Origin of the sequence: Rhodoluna sp. (assembly GCF_024639375.1) — a bacterium.
In the GTDB taxonomy this organism is placed as follows: domain Bacteria; phylum Actinomycetota; class Actinomycetes; order Actinomycetales; family Microbacteriaceae; genus Rhodoluna.
The window spans coordinates 82,329-101,667 of sequence record NZ_JAHEIM010000011.1; the positions used below are offsets into that span (position 1 = coordinate 82,329).

Annotated in this window: 12 protein-coding genes and 1 tRNA gene; 7 read left to right on the forward strand and 6 right to left on the reverse strand. The window is 49.0% G+C overall.

The genetic code is table 11. The features are described from left to right. The first annotated feature begins 3 nt into the window (after positions 1-3). The gene (locus Q0L28_RS05040; RefSeq protein ID WP_296632461.1) at positions 4-2,115 is read left to right on the forward strand and encodes an alpha-galactosidase; all 2,112 of its coding nucleotides are present in this window, start codon (positions 4-6) and stop codon (positions 2,113-2,115) included. 1 nt (position 2,116) lies between these two features. Continuing rightward, entirely contained in the window at positions 2,117-3,373 is a 1,257-nt protein-coding gene (locus Q0L28_RS05045; RefSeq protein WP_296632464.1) for an MFS transporter, read from the forward strand. Positions 3,374-3,376: 3 nt separating this feature from the next. Here the strand turns inward: Q0L28_RS05045 and Q0L28_RS05050 are convergent, their stop codons facing one another. The 3 genes from Q0L28_RS05050 to Q0L28_RS05060 form a co-directional block, all read right to left on the reverse strand. Next, positions 3,377-3,865, reverse strand: coding sequence for a YajQ family cyclic di-GMP-binding protein (locus Q0L28_RS05050; protein WP_296632466.1), 489 nt, complete (start codon positions 3,863-3,865; stop codon positions 3,377-3,379). Positions 3,866-3,900: 35 nt separating this feature from the next. Further along, a complete protein-coding gene (locus tag Q0L28_RS05055) occupies positions 3,901-4,935 on the reverse strand; it encodes a LacI family DNA-binding transcriptional regulator (protein ID WP_296632468.1) in 1,035 nt (344 codons plus the stop codon). Positions 4,936-5,006: 71 nt separating this feature from the next. Next, positions 5,007-5,465, reverse strand: a complete 459-nt coding sequence (locus tag Q0L28_RS05060) for a MarR family transcriptional regulator (RefSeq protein WP_296632470.1) — start codon at positions 5,463-5,465, stop codon at positions 5,007-5,009. A gap of 82 nt (positions 5,466-5,547) precedes the next feature. Here Q0L28_RS05060 and Q0L28_RS05065 point away from each other — a divergent pair, with 82 nt between their 5' ends. Next, positions 5,548-7,641 carry an MMPL family transporter gene (locus Q0L28_RS05065; protein ID WP_296632472.1) on the forward strand — a complete coding sequence of 698 codons (2,094 nt, stop codon included), beginning with the start codon at positions 5,548-5,550 and terminating at the stop codon, positions 7,639-7,641. A 77-nt stretch (positions 7,642-7,718) separates the two neighbouring features. Further along, positions 7,719-7,800, forward strand: a tRNA-Tyr gene (locus Q0L28_RS05070). A 77-nt stretch (positions 7,801-7,877) separates the two neighbouring features. Here Q0L28_RS05070 and Q0L28_RS05075 read toward each other — a convergent pair. The 3 genes from Q0L28_RS05075 to Q0L28_RS05085 all read right to left on the reverse strand — a co-directional run bounded on the left by Q0L28_RS05075 (position 7,878) and on the right by Q0L28_RS05085 (position 10,708). After that, positions 7,878-9,047, reverse strand: a complete 1,170-nt coding sequence (locus Q0L28_RS05075) for an excalibur calcium-binding domain-containing protein (protein WP_296632474.1) — start codon at positions 9,045-9,047, stop codon at positions 7,878-7,880. A 237-nt stretch (positions 9,048-9,284) separates the two neighbouring features. After that, on the reverse strand, positions 9,285-10,508 hold the full coding sequence (locus Q0L28_RS05080) for a site-specific integrase (RefSeq protein WP_296632475.1): 1,224 nt from the start codon (positions 10,506-10,508) through the stop codon (positions 9,285-9,287). After that, positions 10,508-10,708, reverse strand: a complete 201-nt coding sequence (locus Q0L28_RS05085; protein ID WP_296632478.1) for a helix-turn-helix domain-containing protein — start codon at positions 10,706-10,708, stop codon at positions 10,508-10,510. Before Q0L28_RS05085 ends, Q0L28_RS05080 begins: the two co-directional genes overlap by 1 nt. Positions 10,709-10,857: 149 nt before the next feature. Here Q0L28_RS05085 and Q0L28_RS05090 point away from each other — a divergent pair, with 149 nt between their 5' ends. The 3 genes from Q0L28_RS05090 (at position 10,858) to Q0L28_RS05100 (ending at position 18,512) form a co-directional block, all read left to right on the forward strand. Beyond that, positions 10,858-11,403 (forward strand): hypothetical protein, encoded by a 546-nt coding sequence (locus Q0L28_RS05090; RefSeq protein WP_296632480.1) that lies wholly within the window; start codon positions 10,858-10,860, stop codon positions 11,401-11,403. Positions 11,404-11,704: 301 nt separating this feature from the next. After that, complete coding sequence (locus Q0L28_RS05095; protein WP_296632483.1) at positions 11,705-15,214, forward strand: helicase-related protein; 3,510 nt, start codon at positions 11,705-11,707, stop codon at positions 15,212-15,214. A gap of 7 nt (positions 15,215-15,221) precedes the next feature. Further along, on the forward strand, positions 15,222-18,512 hold the full coding sequence (locus Q0L28_RS05100) for a DNA methyltransferase (protein ID WP_296632486.1): 3,291 nt from the start codon (positions 15,222-15,224) through the stop codon (positions 18,510-18,512). Positions 18,513-19,339 lie beyond the last annotated feature (827 nt).

The window sequence follows — 19,339 nt, forward strand, 5'->3', positions numbered from 1 at the left end:
GCCTTGAGCAACACCATCCACCTATCGCAGGCCGGCGTTTCGGTTGTTATCGACACCACCTCGGGCACTCCAGCAATTTTGCACTGGGGCAAGGCATTACCTGCAATTCATAACGTGGATGACCTAGTGCTGACTCAGGTTGAGCCAACCCCGCACTGTGATTTTGATGCGCCACAGACCATTGGCATTTGGCGTGAAAACTCTCGTGGCTTTATTGGCCAGCCCACTTTGGTTGGCGCTCGCTCTGGCCGCGACTTTAGCAATCAGTTTGTGTTGCGTGACACCAAAGTCGATGGCAACGTTGCCACTTTTATTTCTGTGGATGCCGAGGCGGAACTTGAGGTGCTGGCGCGCTTTGAGTTGACTGCGCAAGGTGTTCTAAAAGTTTCACAGCAGGTAACCAACTTGGGTTTCACCGATTACCGCGTTGATGGAATTACAACATTCTTGCCAGTACCTGATTACACAAAGTCAGTTCTTGATTTTCACGGTCGTTGGATGCGCGAGCGTCAACCGCAGCGTCAAGAAATTCGAGTTGGCACTTGGTTGCGCGAAGGGCGCGAAGGCCGCACCGGTCACGATGCAACCACAATTCAATTTGCATTGGCCGAAGCAGCAACTTATGAGCGCGGTGAAGTTTGGGGTTTGAGCCTGGCTTGGTCGGGCAACAGTCGTCAACTCGTTGAGCGCACAGCAATTGGCCGCACCAGCATTGCGGCCGGAGAACTGCTGTTGGCTGACGAAGTTATTTTGAAGAGCAACGAAACATATGAAGCACCGGTTGCGGTTGCGGTTTATTCAAATGAAGGTGTAAATGGCGCAAGCCACCGTTTGCACCAAATGTTGCGTGCCCGTGCAAACCACCCAACCAACATTCGCCCGCGACCAATCACATTGAATGTGTGGGAAGCCGTTTACTTCGATCACGACTTTGACAAGCTCTCAGCTTTGGCTGACGCCGCGGCCGAAATTGGTGTTGAGCGTTTTGTGCTCGATGACGGTTGGTTCGGCTCACGTCGCGATGACAAGTCTGGCCTTGGCGACTGGGTAGTTAGCGCTGATGTTTGGCCTGAGGGTTTGGGCAAGCTAGTAAACAAGGTCAAGTCTGTTGGCATGGAGTTTGGTCTTTGGTTTGAAGGCGAAATGGTTAACGCCGACAGCGACCTTTACCGCGCCCACCCAGACTGGATTCTGCACGCCGGTGGGCGAGTGCCACCAACGTTTAGAGACCAGCAGGTTCTCGACTTGGCGCACGAGGGCGCATTTGAGCACGTGTTCAATCAGGTCAACGCAATTCTGAGTGAATATGACATCGCCTACATCAAGTGGGACCACAACCGCGTGCTCACCGAAGCTGCGCACCTAGGCCAAGCTGCAGTTCGTCGCCAGGTGCAGGCTATTTACCGCATGTTCGACCAATTTAAGGCAGCGCATCCGGGGCTTGAAATTGAGAGCTGTGCATCGGGTGGCGCCCGCATTGACCTTGGCATGGTTGACCACGCCGACCGCTTCTGGACCAGCGACAACAACGACGCCCTTGAGCGTCAGTCAATCAACCGCTACACATCAATCGTGATTCCGCCAGAGATGTTGGGCACCCACATTGGGCCAACCAAGGCGCACTCGACTCGTCGCACTCACAGCCACACCTTTAGAGCAGTCACTGCACTCTGGGGCCACGCCGGTTTGGAATGGGATCTAACCGAAGCGAACGCCGAGGAGCGCGAGCTGCTGAAATCTTGGGCTGCCTATTACAAGAGCAAGCGCGGTTTGCTGCACTCGGGCAAGACCATTCGTGCCGACCAAACCGAAACCACAAGTTTCATTCACGGTGTTGTGTCGAACGACAAGAGCGAAGCCATCTTTATGTATGCGCAGTTGACGACCTCGGATTATTCTCGTCCGGCAAACATTCGCCTCACCGGCTTGGATGAGAATGCCGAATATCGAGTGCGAGTAGTTGAGCCAGCCGGCCCAGCAACCGCAATGCAATTGTTGCCACCAAAGTGGTATGCCGGCGTGCAGCTTTCGGGCGCCTTGCTAGCCACCGTAGGATTGCGATCACCTGTGCTGCACCCAGAGCAGGCCATGCTTATCGAAGTTAGTCGAGTCTAAATTGGCACTCACCGCAGCACGCGCAAAGTCGGCACAGACTGCACTCATAACAATCTTTTTTATTCAAGCGATTGTTGGCCTCACCTACATTCCTCGAATTCCAGAGCTGATCAAGAACATCAACGTTGACTTTGCAACCTGGGGTTTGATCGTTGGTGTTTCTGGAATGGGCGCCTTGCTCGGCTTGCTGGTGACAAACCGTTTGATTTCCAAATACGGAACTCGCCAGGTAGTTATTTTCGGTGGTGCCTTTCAGTCACTATTTATTGGCACCTTTGGTTTGATTCATGACCCAATTCTTTTCTTCATTGCCTCAGCGGCGATGAACTTCGCCGGTGCCACCGTAAACATCGCGCTCAACTCGCAAACAGTTGCCTTGCAAAAGGCGCTCAACAAAGTTGTCATCGGTCGCTTTCACGGTGCCTGGAGTATCGGAGCTGCAACTTCGACTGCGCTTAGTGCGGTGTTGGTTACCTTTATGCCACTTTGGGCCCACATGATTTTGATTCCTGGAATCGGTATTGCCTCGCTGTTTTACTTCGGTCGCGGTTTGCTGCTTTCTTCTGAGGATGGTCACGGCGACAAGCGCACGGTTGTCAACAAGATTCCATTCTTCAAATCACCACCGCAGGTTTGGCTCTTGGCCGCCGGTTTGTTTACCGGTGTCTTTGCTGAGCTTGCGCTTATGGACTGGTCATCTGTGTTTGCAGAGAAAGAGCTTGGCCTAAGCCTTGGCCTTGCTGCTATTCCATTCACTGCGTTCTCGGCGGCGATGATTCTTGGGCGTTTGGCTATTGGCCGCCTCACTGTGAAACGTCACCTGAGTGAACTGGCTCGCATCGCCGGAATCTTTGGCAGCTTGTCTCTGGTATCCGCAGTTGTTCTTGGTTCAATGCTGAAAGACACAGACGAAACTTTGGCGTTGGTAGTGGTTTCTGTTTTGTTTGTTGGTGTTGGCCTTGGCTGTGCACCGATGGTGCCATCGTTCTTTAGCGCCGCAGGTTATGTGAAGGGGCTAAATACTGCGCAAGCACTTGCTCGCATGAGTTTGGTGAACCAGCTGCTCATCATGGCGGCAAAGATTGCCATGGGTGGCTTGGCTCAAGGTGTTGGCCTGACCATCGCGTTCTTGTTGCCAACTCTTACTTTGTTTATCGCTGGAGTGCTGGCAGGGTTTGTGGCCAAGCGCGCAAAGCACCACGAGGCCGTTACGAATGCGTTTCCGCCTACCGGCGCAATGGGAATTATTGCTGAATAGTTTTTAGCGGAAGTTCGTGAATTGAATATCGATTTCTAGGTCTTTGCCCTTTAGCAAAGCCATAACTTCTTGCAGGTCATCGCGGCTCTTGCTCTGAACGCGCAATTCATCACCCTGAATCTGTGACTTAACGCTCTTTGGGCCTTCTTCGCGAATGATCTTTGAGATCTTCTTTGCCTGCTCTTGCTCGATGCCGTTTTTTAGTTCGCCTTCGATGCGGTATTCCTTGCCCGATGGGTAAGGCTTGCCGTCGTCAAAACTCTTTAGCGAGATGCCGCGTTTAACTAGCTTTGATTGAAAAACATCAAGCACAGCCTTCACGCGCTCTTCGCTCGAAGCCTTCATCAAAATCTTCTCGCCGCTCCAGTCAATCTCTGCACCTACGCCCTTAAAGTCGTAGCGCGACTCGATTTCTTTTTGCGCCTGCATCAAGGCGTTGTTCGCTTCTTGCTTGTCTACTTTGCTTACGATGTCGAATGTTGAATCAGCCATGGGGCAAGTTTACCCAGCAAGCGGTGCAAATGCGGTTAGCGAGAACCTTGGGATGGGCGAGCGGTGCTTGAACGAACCAGCAGGCTCACCTTCCATTCAACGTCTTCTTCAATGTTCACGTGTGAATCAAGCGCAGGGTCGTTTAGCACTTCGAGCAATAGGCGAGTGGCTTCGGCTCCCTGTTCACGAACGCGTTGGTCCACAGTAGTTAATCCGAAGAGTTCAGACATGTCATGGTTGTCGATGCCAATCACCGAAATGTCTTGTGGCACTCGCAGGCCAAGATCTTTGGCGGCCATGATTGCGCCGAAGCCCATTTCATCTGAGTTGCAGAAAATCGCAGTTGGTGCGTTCTTTGGTTCACCCAACATTTGCTTAGTCACTTTGTATGCACCGGCCGAGGTGTAGTCGGTTTCGGCAAGCCAGTTTGGTCGAGCCTCTAACCCGGCCTCGTGCATGGCTTCGAGGTAGCCTTCTTTGCGCTTATTGGCCTGATCAAATTCGCGGTCGCTACCAATCGCACCGCTAATGTTTGCAACGCGAGTGTGGCCCAGCGCAATCAGGTGCTCGGTAGCTAGCTTTCCAGCGTGGTGGTCATCCATGGCAAGGCTTCGAGCACCGTGCACCTGGCCGCCAATTGCAATGATTGGCTTCACCATTTTGTTTAGTTGCTCAAGCTCTGCTTCGTTTGGGTGAACTGCAACGGTTAGCACCGCATCCACGCGTTGGCGAAGTAGAAATTCGTTGAAGATCTTGGTGCGCTGTTCTTGGCCACCACTCAAGTTGTAAAGGGTTAGGTCGTAGCCATTTTCGATGAGGGTTGACTCGATGGCTTCTAGAACAGCCGAGAAGAACCAGCGGTCTACATATGGCATGACTACGCCGATGTTTCGGTTTCGGCCGGTGGCTAGCGTGTAGGCACTGTGAGAGGCAACGTAACCAAGTTCTTGAGCAGCGGCCTCGACTTTTTCACGGGCACGGTCTGAAACATGGTCTTTGCCAGAGAGCGCGCGTGAAACCGTTGCAGTGGAAACCCCCGCAAGTTTTGCAACGTCTTCGATGCCAGCCATGATTCTCTCTGTAAAAAATGTAAAACCACAAATCTTTTACAAAGATTAGGTGTAAACCGCTTACAAAGCAATCAGCGGGTGTTTTTGTAAACCTCAAGCATTTTGGTGAGATAAAGCTCAATTGCCTTACGTTCTGCGGGTATTAGGTCCGCAAGGGCCTTTTCGCTGGCCAAAATCAGCGGGCTAATGTGCTTCCAGGCCTGGGCAACCGACTTAGGGTTCGGAGCCACCAGTACGCCACGGCGATCATTCGGATTTGGTTCGCGGGTCACGTGACCCACGGCCACCAAGCGGTCAATCATCACAGTGGCTGATCCGGGGCTAATGCCCACCGCCTTGGCTAAGTCACCCGCAGTCATGGGCCCCTGCTCAATTAGGTGTTCCATGGCTTCGAAATCGGTTGGGTTCACATCGAGGTGAGCGCCAATCATTCTTGAGTAGTCGGCACTTTGCTCAATCACTTCGCGCAGCAGCTTGGTTGCCGGCTGAGCCGCAACCTGTGCTTCGTGCGCTGAGTGGAGGTTTTTCATGGTGCCTAAAGTTTAGTGTATAAAGAATTTTGATTATCAAACTATATTCGCTATTGTGAAATCGTCAACGAAGGAGACGTTTGTGAATCGCGTAATCAATTTCATCACCGGCAAGAAAACCGCATGGGTAACTTTGCTGCTTGGCCTCATTTTTGCGGGCCTTGCATTTGGCCCTCTCAAGGCAGCCACTACCGACATTCAACCTGGCGTTGGTCTGCCATCGAGCGCAGAGTCAGTCAAGGTTGACGAGATTTTGAAGACCATGCCTGGCAGCGATGCCACGGCAACAGTTGTGGTCTATACCTCTGGTTCTTCGGCAATGACCGATGAACAAAAACTTTGGGTTCAAGGTGAGTTCGATGCCCAAACTCGCATGCCTGCAGGTGGAGCTAATGAAAAGTTTCTTGACTTCACAAACGCAGAAGTAGCCGGTAAAGCATTTGTGCCGCCAGCAACTTTGTCTGACGACGGCACAACCGCTGTAATTGCCATTCCGATGGACAAACTCCAGGCTTCGGATGAAATCACAAAGCGCGTTGCCGACATTCGAGCAATTGCCAAAGAAGCTATGCCTTCGGGTTTGAAGGTTTACGTCACCGGGCCTGAGGGTTTTCAGGCTGACCTAGCTGGGGTATTCGCCGGCGCAGACTTCACGCTGTTGCTATCCACAGTGATTGTTGTTGCAGTTCTTTTGCTTATTACCTATCGAAGCCCGGTGCTTTGGTTGGTGCCACTTTTGGTGGTTGGCACCGCGGATGGCATGTCGGGTCAACTTGCTCGACAAGTTGCCAGCCTGTTTGGAATTAACGCAGACGCTTCGGTGACTGGAATCTTGTCGGTGCTGGTTTTTGGTGCCGGCACAAACTACGCATTGCTATTGATTGCTCGCTATCGCGAAGAGTTGTTGAAGTTTGAAGATCGTCACGAGGCCATGGCTAAAGCGCTCAAGGGTGCTGGCCCAGCAATCATCGCTTCGGGTTCAACCGTAACCTTGGCATTGCTAACTCTTAGCTTTGCCGACCTGGCAGGCAACCGAGCACTCGGATTGGTTTGTGCAACCGGTGTTGTCGTTGCCATGATCTCTGCGCTTGCAGTTTTGCCGGCGGCGCTTGTTGTGTTTGGCCGCGGTTTGTTCTGGCCTTTCGTGCCAAAGTTTGGTGGCGTAAACAAGAGCGAAGCAGGCGTCTGGGGCAAGCTGGGCAGAGGCGTAAGCAAGCGCCCGGTTTCGGTGGCCATCGTAGGCGCCATTTTGTTGGCAGTCTTTGCCAGCGGTGCATCAGGCATTCAAGTTGGTTTGGCTTCAACCGAGCGATTCTTGAAAACTCCTGAGGCCGTTGCCGGTCAGCAAATCTTGGCCGAGGCATTCGCAGCAGGAACAACCACACCGGCGGTTGTGGTTGCCAAGAATGACTTTGCACAACAAGTTGCCGATGCAGCTAAGGCGGTTGATGGTGTTGCGTCGACAGAAATTTCTACCAAAACTGCTGAATACACAAAGATCAATGTGGTGCTCGATGCCGAAAGCCAGTCTGATGCTGCTTATGCAACGTTGGGCAACCTTCGCACCGAGCTATCGCAAATTGACGGAGCGAACGCCTTGGTTGGCGGGCTCGATGCTCAACAGCTTGATGTGAAGAATGCATACTCACACGATCAGGGTCTGGTGATTCCTATCATCCTGGGGCTTGTTTTCATCGTGTTGATTTTGTTGCTGCGCGCACTGGTTGCACCGGTGTTGTTGCTAGCCACTGTGGTTGCGTCATTCTTTGCAAGCATGGGCCTCGGATGGTTGTTGTTCGTAAACTTCTTCAACTTTCCGGCGCTTGATCTGAGTGTGTTCCTCTACAGCTTCTTGTTCTTGGTGGCGCTTGGTGTTGACTACAACATCTTCTTGGTTACTCGAGCTAACGAAGAGGCAGCGAACTTTGGTGTGAAGCAGGGAATGATCAAGGCGCTATCGGCAACCGGTGGAGTAATCACGAGCGCAGGTATTTTGCTTGCCGCGGTGTTCGCTGTGCTGGGCGTGTTGCCTTTGGTGGCCTTGGCGCAAATCGGTGTGATTGTTTGCATCGGTGTGCTGCTTGACACCTTGCTGGTGCGCACAGTGGTTGTGCCAGCACTGGCGTTCATTTCAAAGAAGAGCTTCTTCTGGCCATCGAAGGGATACAACAACTGATTTAAGTCTGGTTTCACCCCCGAGCATTATTGGGCTAAACTTCTTGAGGTTCGTTTGCCTTGCAAACTAAACCAAATGGCTAGTTACCCAAGCGGCCAAAGGGATCTGACTGTAAATCAGCCGGCTCAGCCTTCGGGGGTTCGAATCCCTCACTAGCCACCTAGGGGAGCCCCGCCAACACTGGCAAGTATCAGTGTTAGCGGGGTTTTCCGTTATCTAATGTGCAATTTATTGTGCTACCGCTCGCACGCAACCCCATCTTTGTCTTTATCGAGCGCCGAATTTAGCTTGTAACCTGCAGCTGAAACCGCGGCAAGGTACTCGGAAGTTAAGTTGGAAGTTTGGGCCTTAATCGACTTTGCAAGTCCACCGTCGAAGAATTTGTTTAGTGCCGCGCAGCTCTTGTACTTTTTGCTCGTTGCGCTGGCAAACACTTTAATCGGTAGGACTTTCACGTCAAAGCCCAGGGAATTTGTGGCGCTGATGCTAGTTCCTCCGAGGAGGCACCTGAACGTGCCTTCGGTCTCGAAGGTCACCGTAGCTTCCAAAGTTAAATCGTCATTCACCTTTGAAGCCATGCCGCCCGCCTGCATTCCAATGTTTGACTTTGATAGGCAACGCACGCCATAGAACGAGTTGAGCGGCACGTCTGAAGGCGAAGCTATTCCGAGAAACTTTCCAGTCACCCTAGTCGGCTGGCGAGCATAGACAGTTTTGCTCACATCGGAAACCTCGATGTATTTGAAATTCTCAATGATGAGCGTCTTTGTTGACGTGGTTGAAAACTCACTTATTGGGTACAGACGATTTGTCGTTCCCCCTGTGATTGTTTGTGGCAGACCAACTTGGGGTTCAGACTCCGAAGAGGCAAATGGAGCAACACGCAGAACGTCGTTTGTAAACCATGCGCTTCCACAAGAGGAAATTCGAGCCTTTCCCAGTGGGGTTGAAAAAGTGCCATAATCTTGCACCCAAGAATATGCTGACGGAGTAGCTGATACACCGATTTGTTCTGGCCGTTGGATGCTTAGTCCGTTCGAGCTTTTGATTTGGTACTCATAGGTTTTTGGACGTGCAGGCAGTTGGATGGTGAGTATCTGACCGCCATCTCCATAATTAACGTCGTAGATTTGAAGAGCGATTGATGAAGCAGCCTGCTTGCAGTGATTTATTTGAAAGCTTCCCTTACCTTTGAGTGCAGGAAGTCGAGCTACTCCAGAGGCATCTGTCTTTATTTTCAAGTCGGTGCCTAGAGCTGAGGCGTAAACCCAGAGTTCAACATCAGGAATTCCCACTCCGTTGGAGTCTTTGAGGGCGACTACCGTGTCTTCTACTGCAGCGAATGCCGCCGTTGGCGTCGCGGCAATCAGACCTGCGAGCAAAGCTCCAATAATTTTTCTGAACATGAATCCCCCTGTATATCTCCCTTAGAACTCTATTGCAGCCTCATAAGCTCTGGGGAGATAGGGTGTCAATTCCTCACCATTAGCTAGGCCTTGCATGCCAAGAATGAGTTTGCGGCCGACCAAGGGGCATAGATTTTCGAGTACTGCCTAGTCGGCACCGATTAAACGACAGTGCCGCCAACCAAATATGAACTTGGTTAGCGGAACTCCGTAGCCCCCTTAGTTTGTCACTTCGGTTTATGCGCCTTTTAGATATTTACCCAGAGCCTCGACGGCAGATTGTTGCAAGGTAGGCGTCACGTGCGCATAGATGTCTAGCGTCGTAGAAATATTGCTGTGACCGAGTCGTTCTTGAACGACCTTTGCGCTCACACCCGCTTCCATCAGCAAAGTTGCGTGTGTGTGACGAATGCCCTTAATGGTCAGGTGGCTGAGGTCAGGAATCTCAGCTTGAGCTTTCTTAAGGGTCTTCGACCACTTCTCCCCGATGTCGCCAGGGTTGCGCACTGTGCCATCTAGATTTCCAAACACATATGAGTCGCCGCGCACAAACTGAAGTCCCAATTGTGCACGCATTGACTTATGCGCTCGCAGAATCACCAATGAATCCTCGTCCATAAGCACGGCGCGCTCTTTGTAGGTCTTTGTTTGCTTTACAGATTTTCTTAGGCCAGAGTCGGATGCGCGCCTAATGGAGATGACGCCAGTATCGAAATTTATGTCATCCCACTGGAGAGCAACGCCTTCACCTCGACGCATTCCTGACCAGCAATAGACGTGCCACAAAGCATAAAACTCATCTTCATAAACTTCCTTGTTCCACTTCAGGAAGTCATTTACTTCTTGTGTGGTCCAAGTCTTGAGCTCTTTCTTTTGCATGCGAATGGAACGTCCCGTCGGGGCCTGAATAATTTTTGGGTTATTGCGTGCCTGATTCACCCGCACTAATCCATCAGCTACCGCAGAATCCAAAATCGAACCAAGAACGATGTGAATTTTATTTACAGAATTCGCAGACAAAGGTAGACCTTTTGTTAGCCGACCCTTGTTACCCGAAGTCTCTAATTCCTTATAGAACTTTGCTATTGCACTTGGAATAATCTGACCAAGTGTCAGCGACCCGAATTCAGGAATCAGGTGCACACGGATAATCTTTTCGTAGCCCTTAATCGTCGAGTTCGCTAACTTTTGAATTTCGAGCCACTTCATCGCATACGCTCCAAACTTCTCTGAGCTTGTCTTTGGGCTGAGTCCCTTCTTGGCTTCAATAAGAGCTAGTTGCATGGCCTCATTAGCGAGTGACATCGATTCATAGCCGCCCTTAGCAAGACGCTCAAGCGGACTGTTCTCATCGTCAGGGTCAATGCGAAAACTCGCCTGCCAACGGTAGCGGGTACCCGCCTTGGATTTGTAGGCGTAAACAGAGCCCTTGCCATAACTGCGTGTTTTCTTTCTTGCCATCAGATGTCACCCCCAACTAGGCCAAGGAGCTTAAGGAACGGAGTGCGAGGGATAACCTGACGGCGCCCAAGCTTGATAGCGGGAATTGAACCAGATTCGATTCCGCGTGAGACAGTGCGTGGGTCGCACTTCAATAGACGTGCAGCCTGCGAGCGCGTTATTACCGCGTCGTTTGGCTGTCCGATATCTTCGAGTGACATGTTTTGCTCCAATTCTGAAGTCCTGGGGCCAGGTGCTTCATTAGAAGTTGGTTAGAACTCCCTTCGGTGAAGGTACTATTGAAAACAATACCGAGCACTTTGCAACTTGTCAATACCCTTTTTGGAAGGGGTTCTAGTAAGATGGTTTTATGTCTCTGTCGTTCAAACTTGAATCTGCTGGTGTACCTGACGGTAAAACTGTTGAATTTGGGCCTTTTGACCATGAAACAGGCACCCAGCAGTCAATTCCCGAAACTCTTACACGTCGGGTAATTTATCCAGACCTGGGCATTTCCGCCCTTGTGGAATGCGTATTCACAGGCGACAAACTCGAAATTCAAACCATTTCTGTGCAAAGTATCGGGAAGTTTGTGTCTACGAAGGTCCTAACCCAGTTGGCACTTCCTGCAGTTATCAGGGCTATAGCCATTGAGGTGGTCCCAAACGCAAGACTTTGGGCTCACCTGGATGCAAATGAGATTCTTAAGCGTGAAGGCCCTACCTTCCTTGCTCAGGTGTACTGGTTCGAACACATCAGCTGGGGGAGCCCAAGAGGCAGCATCATGGCCTACATGAAATGGTCACGCACGAATGCAAATTTCCATATTTCAAAAATTGCCCGAAACTTTCCACTTCCTGGAGCCCACTCGCTTGAGAAAAAGAAGAGTGCGGGGCAAAGGTTGCGGGGAAACTAAAAAGTCTGAGGTTATGCGTAGGTTTAAAGTGGTGGGGGAACATGACAACTAACAAACAAAGATGCTTCGGGTTCTTATTTGGATTTAGTGCACCAAGTGTCGCGAATGGTTCAACCGACTCGACGTTGACCGCTGGTGACGAAGGGAATATCCATTCAGTCCCAGGTGGGCGAGAGGGCATGGGGTATGACGGGGGATACGCAGCAGACTATTTCAGTGGTGAAGACGATGAGCACGCCTAAAGTCACCAAGACGAGGCGGTCCTCAGACTTTTGTATGGCGAAAAGTAGACTCTAATTCCATGGGTGCTCGAATAATAGACAACAAGCGCGTTCAACTTGCAACAGTGTTGAACGAGATTGCGCCGAAACACAAGCACTTATCAATAGCCACAGGCTATTGGGACCTCCCAGGCTTACAAGAGCTATTTGAGTCAATAAGTAACTATGAATCAATTCGCCTATTAATTGGCCAGGAGCCCCTGCCTCCTCAGTACGCCTCCAATTTAGACTTGCAAGCCCTTGACGAAACATTTCCTGAGTTTCAGATGGTGGAAAACCTTAAGTCGCTGGAGCATTCCAATGAACTACGCGCACTGGTAGTTGCGCTCAAGAAGCTAATCGAGGCAGGAAAGTTTGAAGTCAAGATTTATCGTGGAGACTTCATGCATGCCAAGACATACATTTTTGGCGACCTCAATTCGAAAGAAGCCGTCGGCATTATCGGCTCATCGAATTTCACAAAAGCTGGACTTACACGAAATGTTGAGCTTAACGCCTTAGAGGATGATGCTCGAATTGTGAAATCTCAACCCCACATACAGACTGATGAACATGGACACTTGAGTTGGTTCGAGGAACTATGGACTTCCCCTTCATCAGAAGAATGGGATGGAAAGTTCACAGAAATTCTTGAACAGTCTCCCGTGGGCGACCAACTATTTTCGCCATATCTGATGTACATCAAAGCCCTTTATGAAATTTACTCTGACGAACTTGTGCCTGATACTGAAGTTTCAAAAAACATTGAGGATGTTCTCTACGAATTTCAGCTTAGGAATGCGAAACTCCTACTCAAGAAGCTCCAGAAAAATGGCCTAGCTATGCTCGCTGACTCCGTTGGCCTGGGAAAGACAATTACAGCAGGAGCGGTCGTTCGACACTACCTTGAGGAATTCGGTTCGAAACGGGTTTACGTTATTGCTCCAGCAAGCCTGGCATTTCAGTGGAAGCAGGACCTTGCAAAAGTCCACGGGCTCTTCCACGGTTTTGAAGTAATTTCCATGCAAGACTTGGGTCGCATCAAGGCAGAACGAGCGATAGACAAATATGCCAGCGTGGACCTTTTCGTTATTGACGAAGCTCACAACCTTAGGAGTGGCGGCGGCAGTAGGCACGACGAACTGCTCGACTGGTTCAGCGAGAATCCAGATAGCCATGTGCTACTTCTGACCGCTACGCCAATAAATAACTCCTTAACAGATTTTGTAAACCAGATTCAACTTGCAGCGAAAGGCAAGCTCGAATCTTTCCCAGTGGTTTATCCAACCTCAAAAAAGACTGAAGTCATAGATTTCTTTGAAGCGGTGAAACGACTAACTAAAGACATCAACACCGCTGAACGAGAAGATAAGAAGCCAGACTTTGACAAGGTCAATCGTGTTATGCGCCAAGGGCTTAGACATTTTCTGGTTCGCACGACCAGGAGTGGAATTGAGCGTGAGTTTGGTGGAATCACTTTGCCAAATGGCGAAGTCCGCAAGTTCCCTGAGTCAAAAGTAATTCCAACGCCGTATGAATTTTCTCCTGGATTGTTGGACGAGCTAATTCGCATCACAAAAGCAAACTCAAGTGTTTTTGGTGAAATAATTCCCGAACGCTTGAGCTTGACCTGGCTTTTGGAATTAACCCAGCGAGCCCAGCATCCTTTGGACACAGTCACTGCAGAATCGTATAGAAGCGAAGGAGTGTCTGAAACAGCTTTCGAGAGAATCTTTCAGGTCCTACTTCTCCTTGGATTTGCTCCCTATAAAACAGAAATTTATAAGCACAAGTTTTACAACAAGTCACCTGAAGAATTCAAGACATTCCGACTGAAGCCCGAAGAGTCATTCAAGGTGAATAGCCAACTCAGTGTGCACAACATGTTGAGGGTAACTCTTCTAAAGCGTTTGGAATCCTCGCAATTTGCACTTAAAAAGTCTCTTATAAATTACCTAAATCGACTTGAAGAATTTGAAAGCATCTTGCTAAAACAGAATGTGATTTCTTCTGTGAAAGATATTCGCAATCTCAAAGCACAGTTTGGCGATGACCTTGAACTGCTCGACCTAGAGTCCGACGGAGTTGCAGTTGAACACGTCGTTGCAGACCCAAAGGTTTTCAATTTGGAATCGCTAAAGGCTGACCTTGATAGAGACAGGTTGCTCATAAAAGTCTTAATTGAGATGTGCGAGACGCTGGGCAAGCACGACGACAAGCTTTCCAATTTCAGCTCCTTGTTGGAACATTTGAGGACCGTGCAACCTGCAGGCAAGAAAGTGCTCGTCTTTAGTTACTATTCAGACACCATTGAGTACTTGCAGTCTTCCCTCGGCAACTATTACAAAAAAGAATCAATTCCTTCGGTAGCGGCTTTCACGAGTGGTAAGACTAAGGGGCAAATTGAAACCCTGGCAAAGCGCTTTTCACCAAACTCCAAAGGTGGCGCGGAGGATGTTGCAGACCAGGGTGAAATAGATATTCTCTTTGCGACGGATGTACTTAGTGAAGGGCAAAACCTTCAAGACTGTGGGATTCTTATCAACTTTGACTTGCACTGGAATCCAGTGCGCATGATTCAAAGGAATGGTCGAATTAACCGCCTGGGCTCAAAGCACCAGGAGGTTTTCATATACAACATTCACCCTGACGTGGACCTGGATGAGTATTTGGCGTTGGTCAATCGTCTTGAGCGCAAGATTGACAGGATTCGATACACCGTTGGAACAGACCAATCAGTTCTTGGCGAAGATGCAAATCCAATCGAGTATGTGGATGACCTTGACGAAGCGATTTCTGAATCACAAGTCACACTTGCTTTGTACAGCGCAAATAATGCCGAGGCAACACTTCAAAAACTTGACGATGACCAGAGTCTCCTCAGCGAAGATGAGTTCATATTGGACTTACGAGAGTTTGAGCGTTCTGCAACTCCTGGTGAAAGGGCGTTAATTTCCAAAATTCCAACAGGCAAGTGGGGGAGAATCACTCAAGAAGGCTCGTCAAAGTTGGATTCTTCGATAGCGCTTTCCCTAGTTAAGGTAGTTGGAACCGTCGCTGGCATGGAGCAGAATTTTGAGAATCATATCTTTGTAAGCACTACCGATTCCGTCGGTGCCGTGGAGACGATGGATGCGTTGTCTGCATTAAGAGTTCCCAAAACTGACAAGAACTTTGAGCCTGACAACATCAATCTTCAAAGAGGGAAGATTGCTCAAAGAGCGATTCAAGTTGCACGGGCACATGCAAGGAACACGCCAACATTCTTCAGGCTAACTCCTTCTGTCACGAAAATCCTTGATGCTTTCAAGGCACAAGCACCTCAAGCAGAGTTGCACGATGCTTTCAGGAAAATAACTACAAAACAGGAGAGCAAGCGGGCCCGCGCATTGGTCGAGCGAGGCAATCGAGACATTAAAGGCAGTGGAATTTTGGCAAGTGAAACTGTCGCCGAGCTAGCTGATTTTTCTATGCAAATGTCAAAGAAGATTCTCCCTCAGAAAGAAATATCGTCCACTGGAGTTGTCGGAGTACTGCATTTTGGACGATAAATTCCGCTTGGCAATTACTAATCTCAACGACAAGCTGCAACAGTTGTCGTACGGTCCCGACTTAGACCTGGGCCTTCAAATCTCCTTGGACATTCTCGGCCTTCTTGGCGTTGCAGATGCCCCTCAAAGTTCGGATGTCGTTGATGGTCGACTTCTGAAGTTGCCTAATTCAGAGCGCCAGGACCCTTGGTTTCAGCAACACCCTTGGATGAGAGGAGAGAGGTCTGCGTTTGAGCTAGTCGACTCTTCCGCAATGCCTCTACAGGCAAAGTTTTATTGGCTCAAGAAAAAAGGCACAGCATTTGTAGCTGGGGCAGTGCACTTCACTAAAAATTGGGAAGACCACGACTTCACACGCACAGTCGACTTCAAAGTTGGCGTTGATTTCTTCTTATCGCCAAGTGGGCAATCGATAACAGTCGTACTTTCTAATCGAGGGCGCCTGCGAGTTCTAGAACTTGAAAAGAAGTTGACCAACACTCAAGTAGAAATATTTGAAAAGTGGACAACCGTTGAAGGCTCGACAAATCATGAGGCTTTACATACTCTTCTTTGGGAGAGTTTCAAGTTACAGACAGTAAATTCGTTCTTCTATGCTGGTGTTTCAGATGCATTCAACGAGCTAGTTGCTCATCTTGTAATTCTCGGTAAGGACCCCGAAGAAGCCAAGCTATTTACGAGCAGACTCTTGGGCAGATTAATCTTTCTTTGGTTTTTGCGCAAAATGGATCTGGTGTCACAGAGTCAGGAGTATTTCGAGGCTGACTCCATGGAGTCAAGCGAGTACTACCGCCTGAAACTTGAGCCTCTATTCTTTGGGACCCTGAATACTCCTGTCGAGAATCGTGCCAACCAGGGCGGAATTATTGACCTGGATACGCCTTATCTCAATGGAGGTCTCTTTTCTCCGCGTGAAGATGACTGGGTTGCTGATACAAGTGTCACGTTCCCTGCTTTCTATTTCACTCGTCTCTACGCGCACTTCTCCCAATTCAACTTCACGACAGATGAATCGACCCCTGAATTCGAGCAGGTGGCAATCGACCCAGAGATGCTTGGGCGAGTTTTTGAAAGTTTGCTCGCAAGTCAGATTGAAAGTACTGGAGAGCAAGGGCGAAAGGCTAAAGGGGCCTACTACACGCCTCGTGCGGTTGTTGCATATATGGTCAAAGAAACCGTACGTCAGTATTTGCTGACGAAGTTAGGCGCTGACGGTCGAAGTGAGATTGTAGTATCAAAACTTTTAGATACAAGCGACCAAGACTGGGCGATTGCTGGCTCAAATAGTGTTCGAGACATCCCAGCAGATATGCGTAAGAGCATCGTTGAACATCTCGGTTCAATGAAAACAATCGACCCTGCATGTGGTTCGGGGGCCTTTCCACTGGGTCTTTTGCACCTTCTAGCAAAAATTCATCACAGGCTCGACCCTAAGTTAGATACTTACACAGCCAAGCTTTCAATTCTCCAGAACAACATCTTCGGAATTGACATTGAGCCGATGGCAGTTGAGATTTCAAGGTTACGTTCTTGGCTCTCTCTAATTGTCGAAGAGGGAGGGTCGAAGGCAGTACAGCCTCTTCCTAACCTTGAATTCAATTTCGTTGCAGCAAATAGCCTTGTTCCGCTCGACGGAGAAGGTCTACTATCTGACGAAAAACTAATTGCTCAACTCTCCAAGTTGCGCACTGAGTACTTTAAAGCCAATACTCCGACTAAGAAAAACAAGCTGCAAAGCGATTATCAGAGCCTAATCGAGCCAAGCTTGTTCGATGAATTTGACGAACGGTCTAAGCAACTTAAAACCTTCAACCCCTTTTCGCCTCACGCAGTCGCTGAATTTTTCGATGCTGAGCACATATTCGGTCTTGAAGGTGGATTTGATGTAGTCATAGGAAATCCTCCTTACCTAAGCGAAAAGGGTCATGGAGAAACTTTTCGGCCAGTTAGGTATTCACAAATAGGTAAGCGTTTCTACGTGGGCAAAATGGATTACTTCTATTTCTTTTTCCACGGTGGCCTAGACCTATTGAAGGAGGGTGGCGTCCTAAGCTTCATAACGACTAACTATTTCACTACGGCAACCTACGCCAACAAGTTACGAGCTGACTTAGCGCAACGAACAAGCCCAAAAATAATCTTGAATTTCGGTGAGTTGAAAATCTTTGAGTCTGCAGCTGGCCAACACAACATGATTACTTTGGTCTCAAAGGACGAATCTCATGGAGACTGCAAAACACTTGTAGCACGAACTGATAAGGACTCTAAAGCCACGGAAGACTTCCTGGACGGTGTCTTTAGTCAGAATCCTGATTTTGTCGAGGTTCAAAACATACACTTCGACGATTTATTTACAAATAATCAAATTCGTCTAACTAATGCGGAATCGCATGCTATTGAAAGTGTTTTGAATGTGGTAGCGGCTTGCTCGCACACCCTCGGATTGCATTTTAACGCGCAGCAAGGTGCTCAGACACAGGCAGACAGGGTTTCTAAGGCGCATATTCGTAAATTTGGTTTGCCAGAAGAGCACTTAGGCAGAGGAATCTTTGTATTGAGTCCTGACGAACTCAGCAAGCTATCCCTTGATGAACATGAATCAGCCATAGTTAAGCCTTGGTTCAAAAATAGCGATATTCGTCGGTACAAGCTGAATACGAATAATTCTGAAGTCGTATTGTTCGCCGACAAGCGGCAACAAACCTTAGAGTCCCGCCCCAAAGTTCTTGAGCATCTAAATCTGTACCGCCAAATAATCGATGCAGCCAGTTCGAATAGCCCATACATGCATAGGCCTCGGTCTATTAACTACGAAGTGCCGAAGATTGTTACTCCGTACAAAACTCCTGGAGTTCGGTTCTCGATGGCAGAGGGGCCTTGGTACGGTTCAGGTGACATTTATTTCATTACCGAAAGAAACAGCGAGATTTCGTTGTGGGCGTTACTCGGCATCCTCAATTCTGAACTTTTGAACGCCTGGTATTGGCAGCGGGGAAAACGCAAGGGAAACCTCATCGAGATGTATGAAGAGCCGCTTTCCGCGACGCCGATACCAGCTCCGACCAGTGCAAATAGAGAAATTTTCAAACGTATTGCAGAATTAGCAAAGCAGAATCATCGTTTTGCAATGACCGATGATGTTCGCGGGATGGAGGCCTGCGACGAAGAGCTCAACAAACTAGTCGCTGAACTATATGGTCTAACCGATAAACAGAATCTTGTGCTGTCCGAATGGACAAAAGCTTGGGTTAGCACCGTTTCAAACAACGGTGATTCTGACCTCGAAGCACTCGAATAACATCAGCTCCACGCCACGGGCGCTACATATATCTCAGAAGGCCTTGTGATGCCCGTGAGAGGGTTTTTGACATGAACTAATCTCTTTCCCCTGTGGATAACTTAAGGCCTTCTAGATATATCCTGCGACCGTTTGAGATATGAAGACTATTTGCCCTAGTTGTGAGCTTTACCTAGTTGACATTTCTCAGGTCCAGGGAGCTGCACATTATTTCTGCGAAAACTGCTCGCTAATTGAAGATGCCCTTATTAAAAAGTCATACGTGCCGAATACCGTTACACCCGAGAAGGGTGTTTCAAGTGGACGTTTGGAAGATTGGTGCCAGCCTATGTGCTCTGACCAGCTGTATTGCTTTGATTGCTCAAGCTCAATTGAATTCAGCTAATCCCGTTGCATCGCCCTGGGAACATGACAAATGGAGCTATGAGTACTTTAATGCCTGGTGGTATGAACCTTCCCCCGATTGCAGCATTTATGAGTCTTGCGTATTTCTTGTAATTGAGGAGAGAGTTGCGTGCTCGGCAGACGTATTAGTTTCCTTCACCGTCTCGGACGATAAGGACTTGTTCTTGGACAGCCAAACACACGTGATAACGGCTTCGACATTTAGGTCGGGTGAAGTAGTCGAAGTGGGAACAGACAGTGCAGATGTTGCATACTTTGCAATCGATGATATAGCTTGCTCGACGGGCGGGGATACAACCGAGAGGAGTGTTTGATAGCAGCCGATTAGTCGCCCACTCTGTAGTCATAAGGTACTAAAAATGTGTCTTTCCTTATACAGTAACAACATTCAATTTCTTATGTACAAAGTGAGCGACAACCGC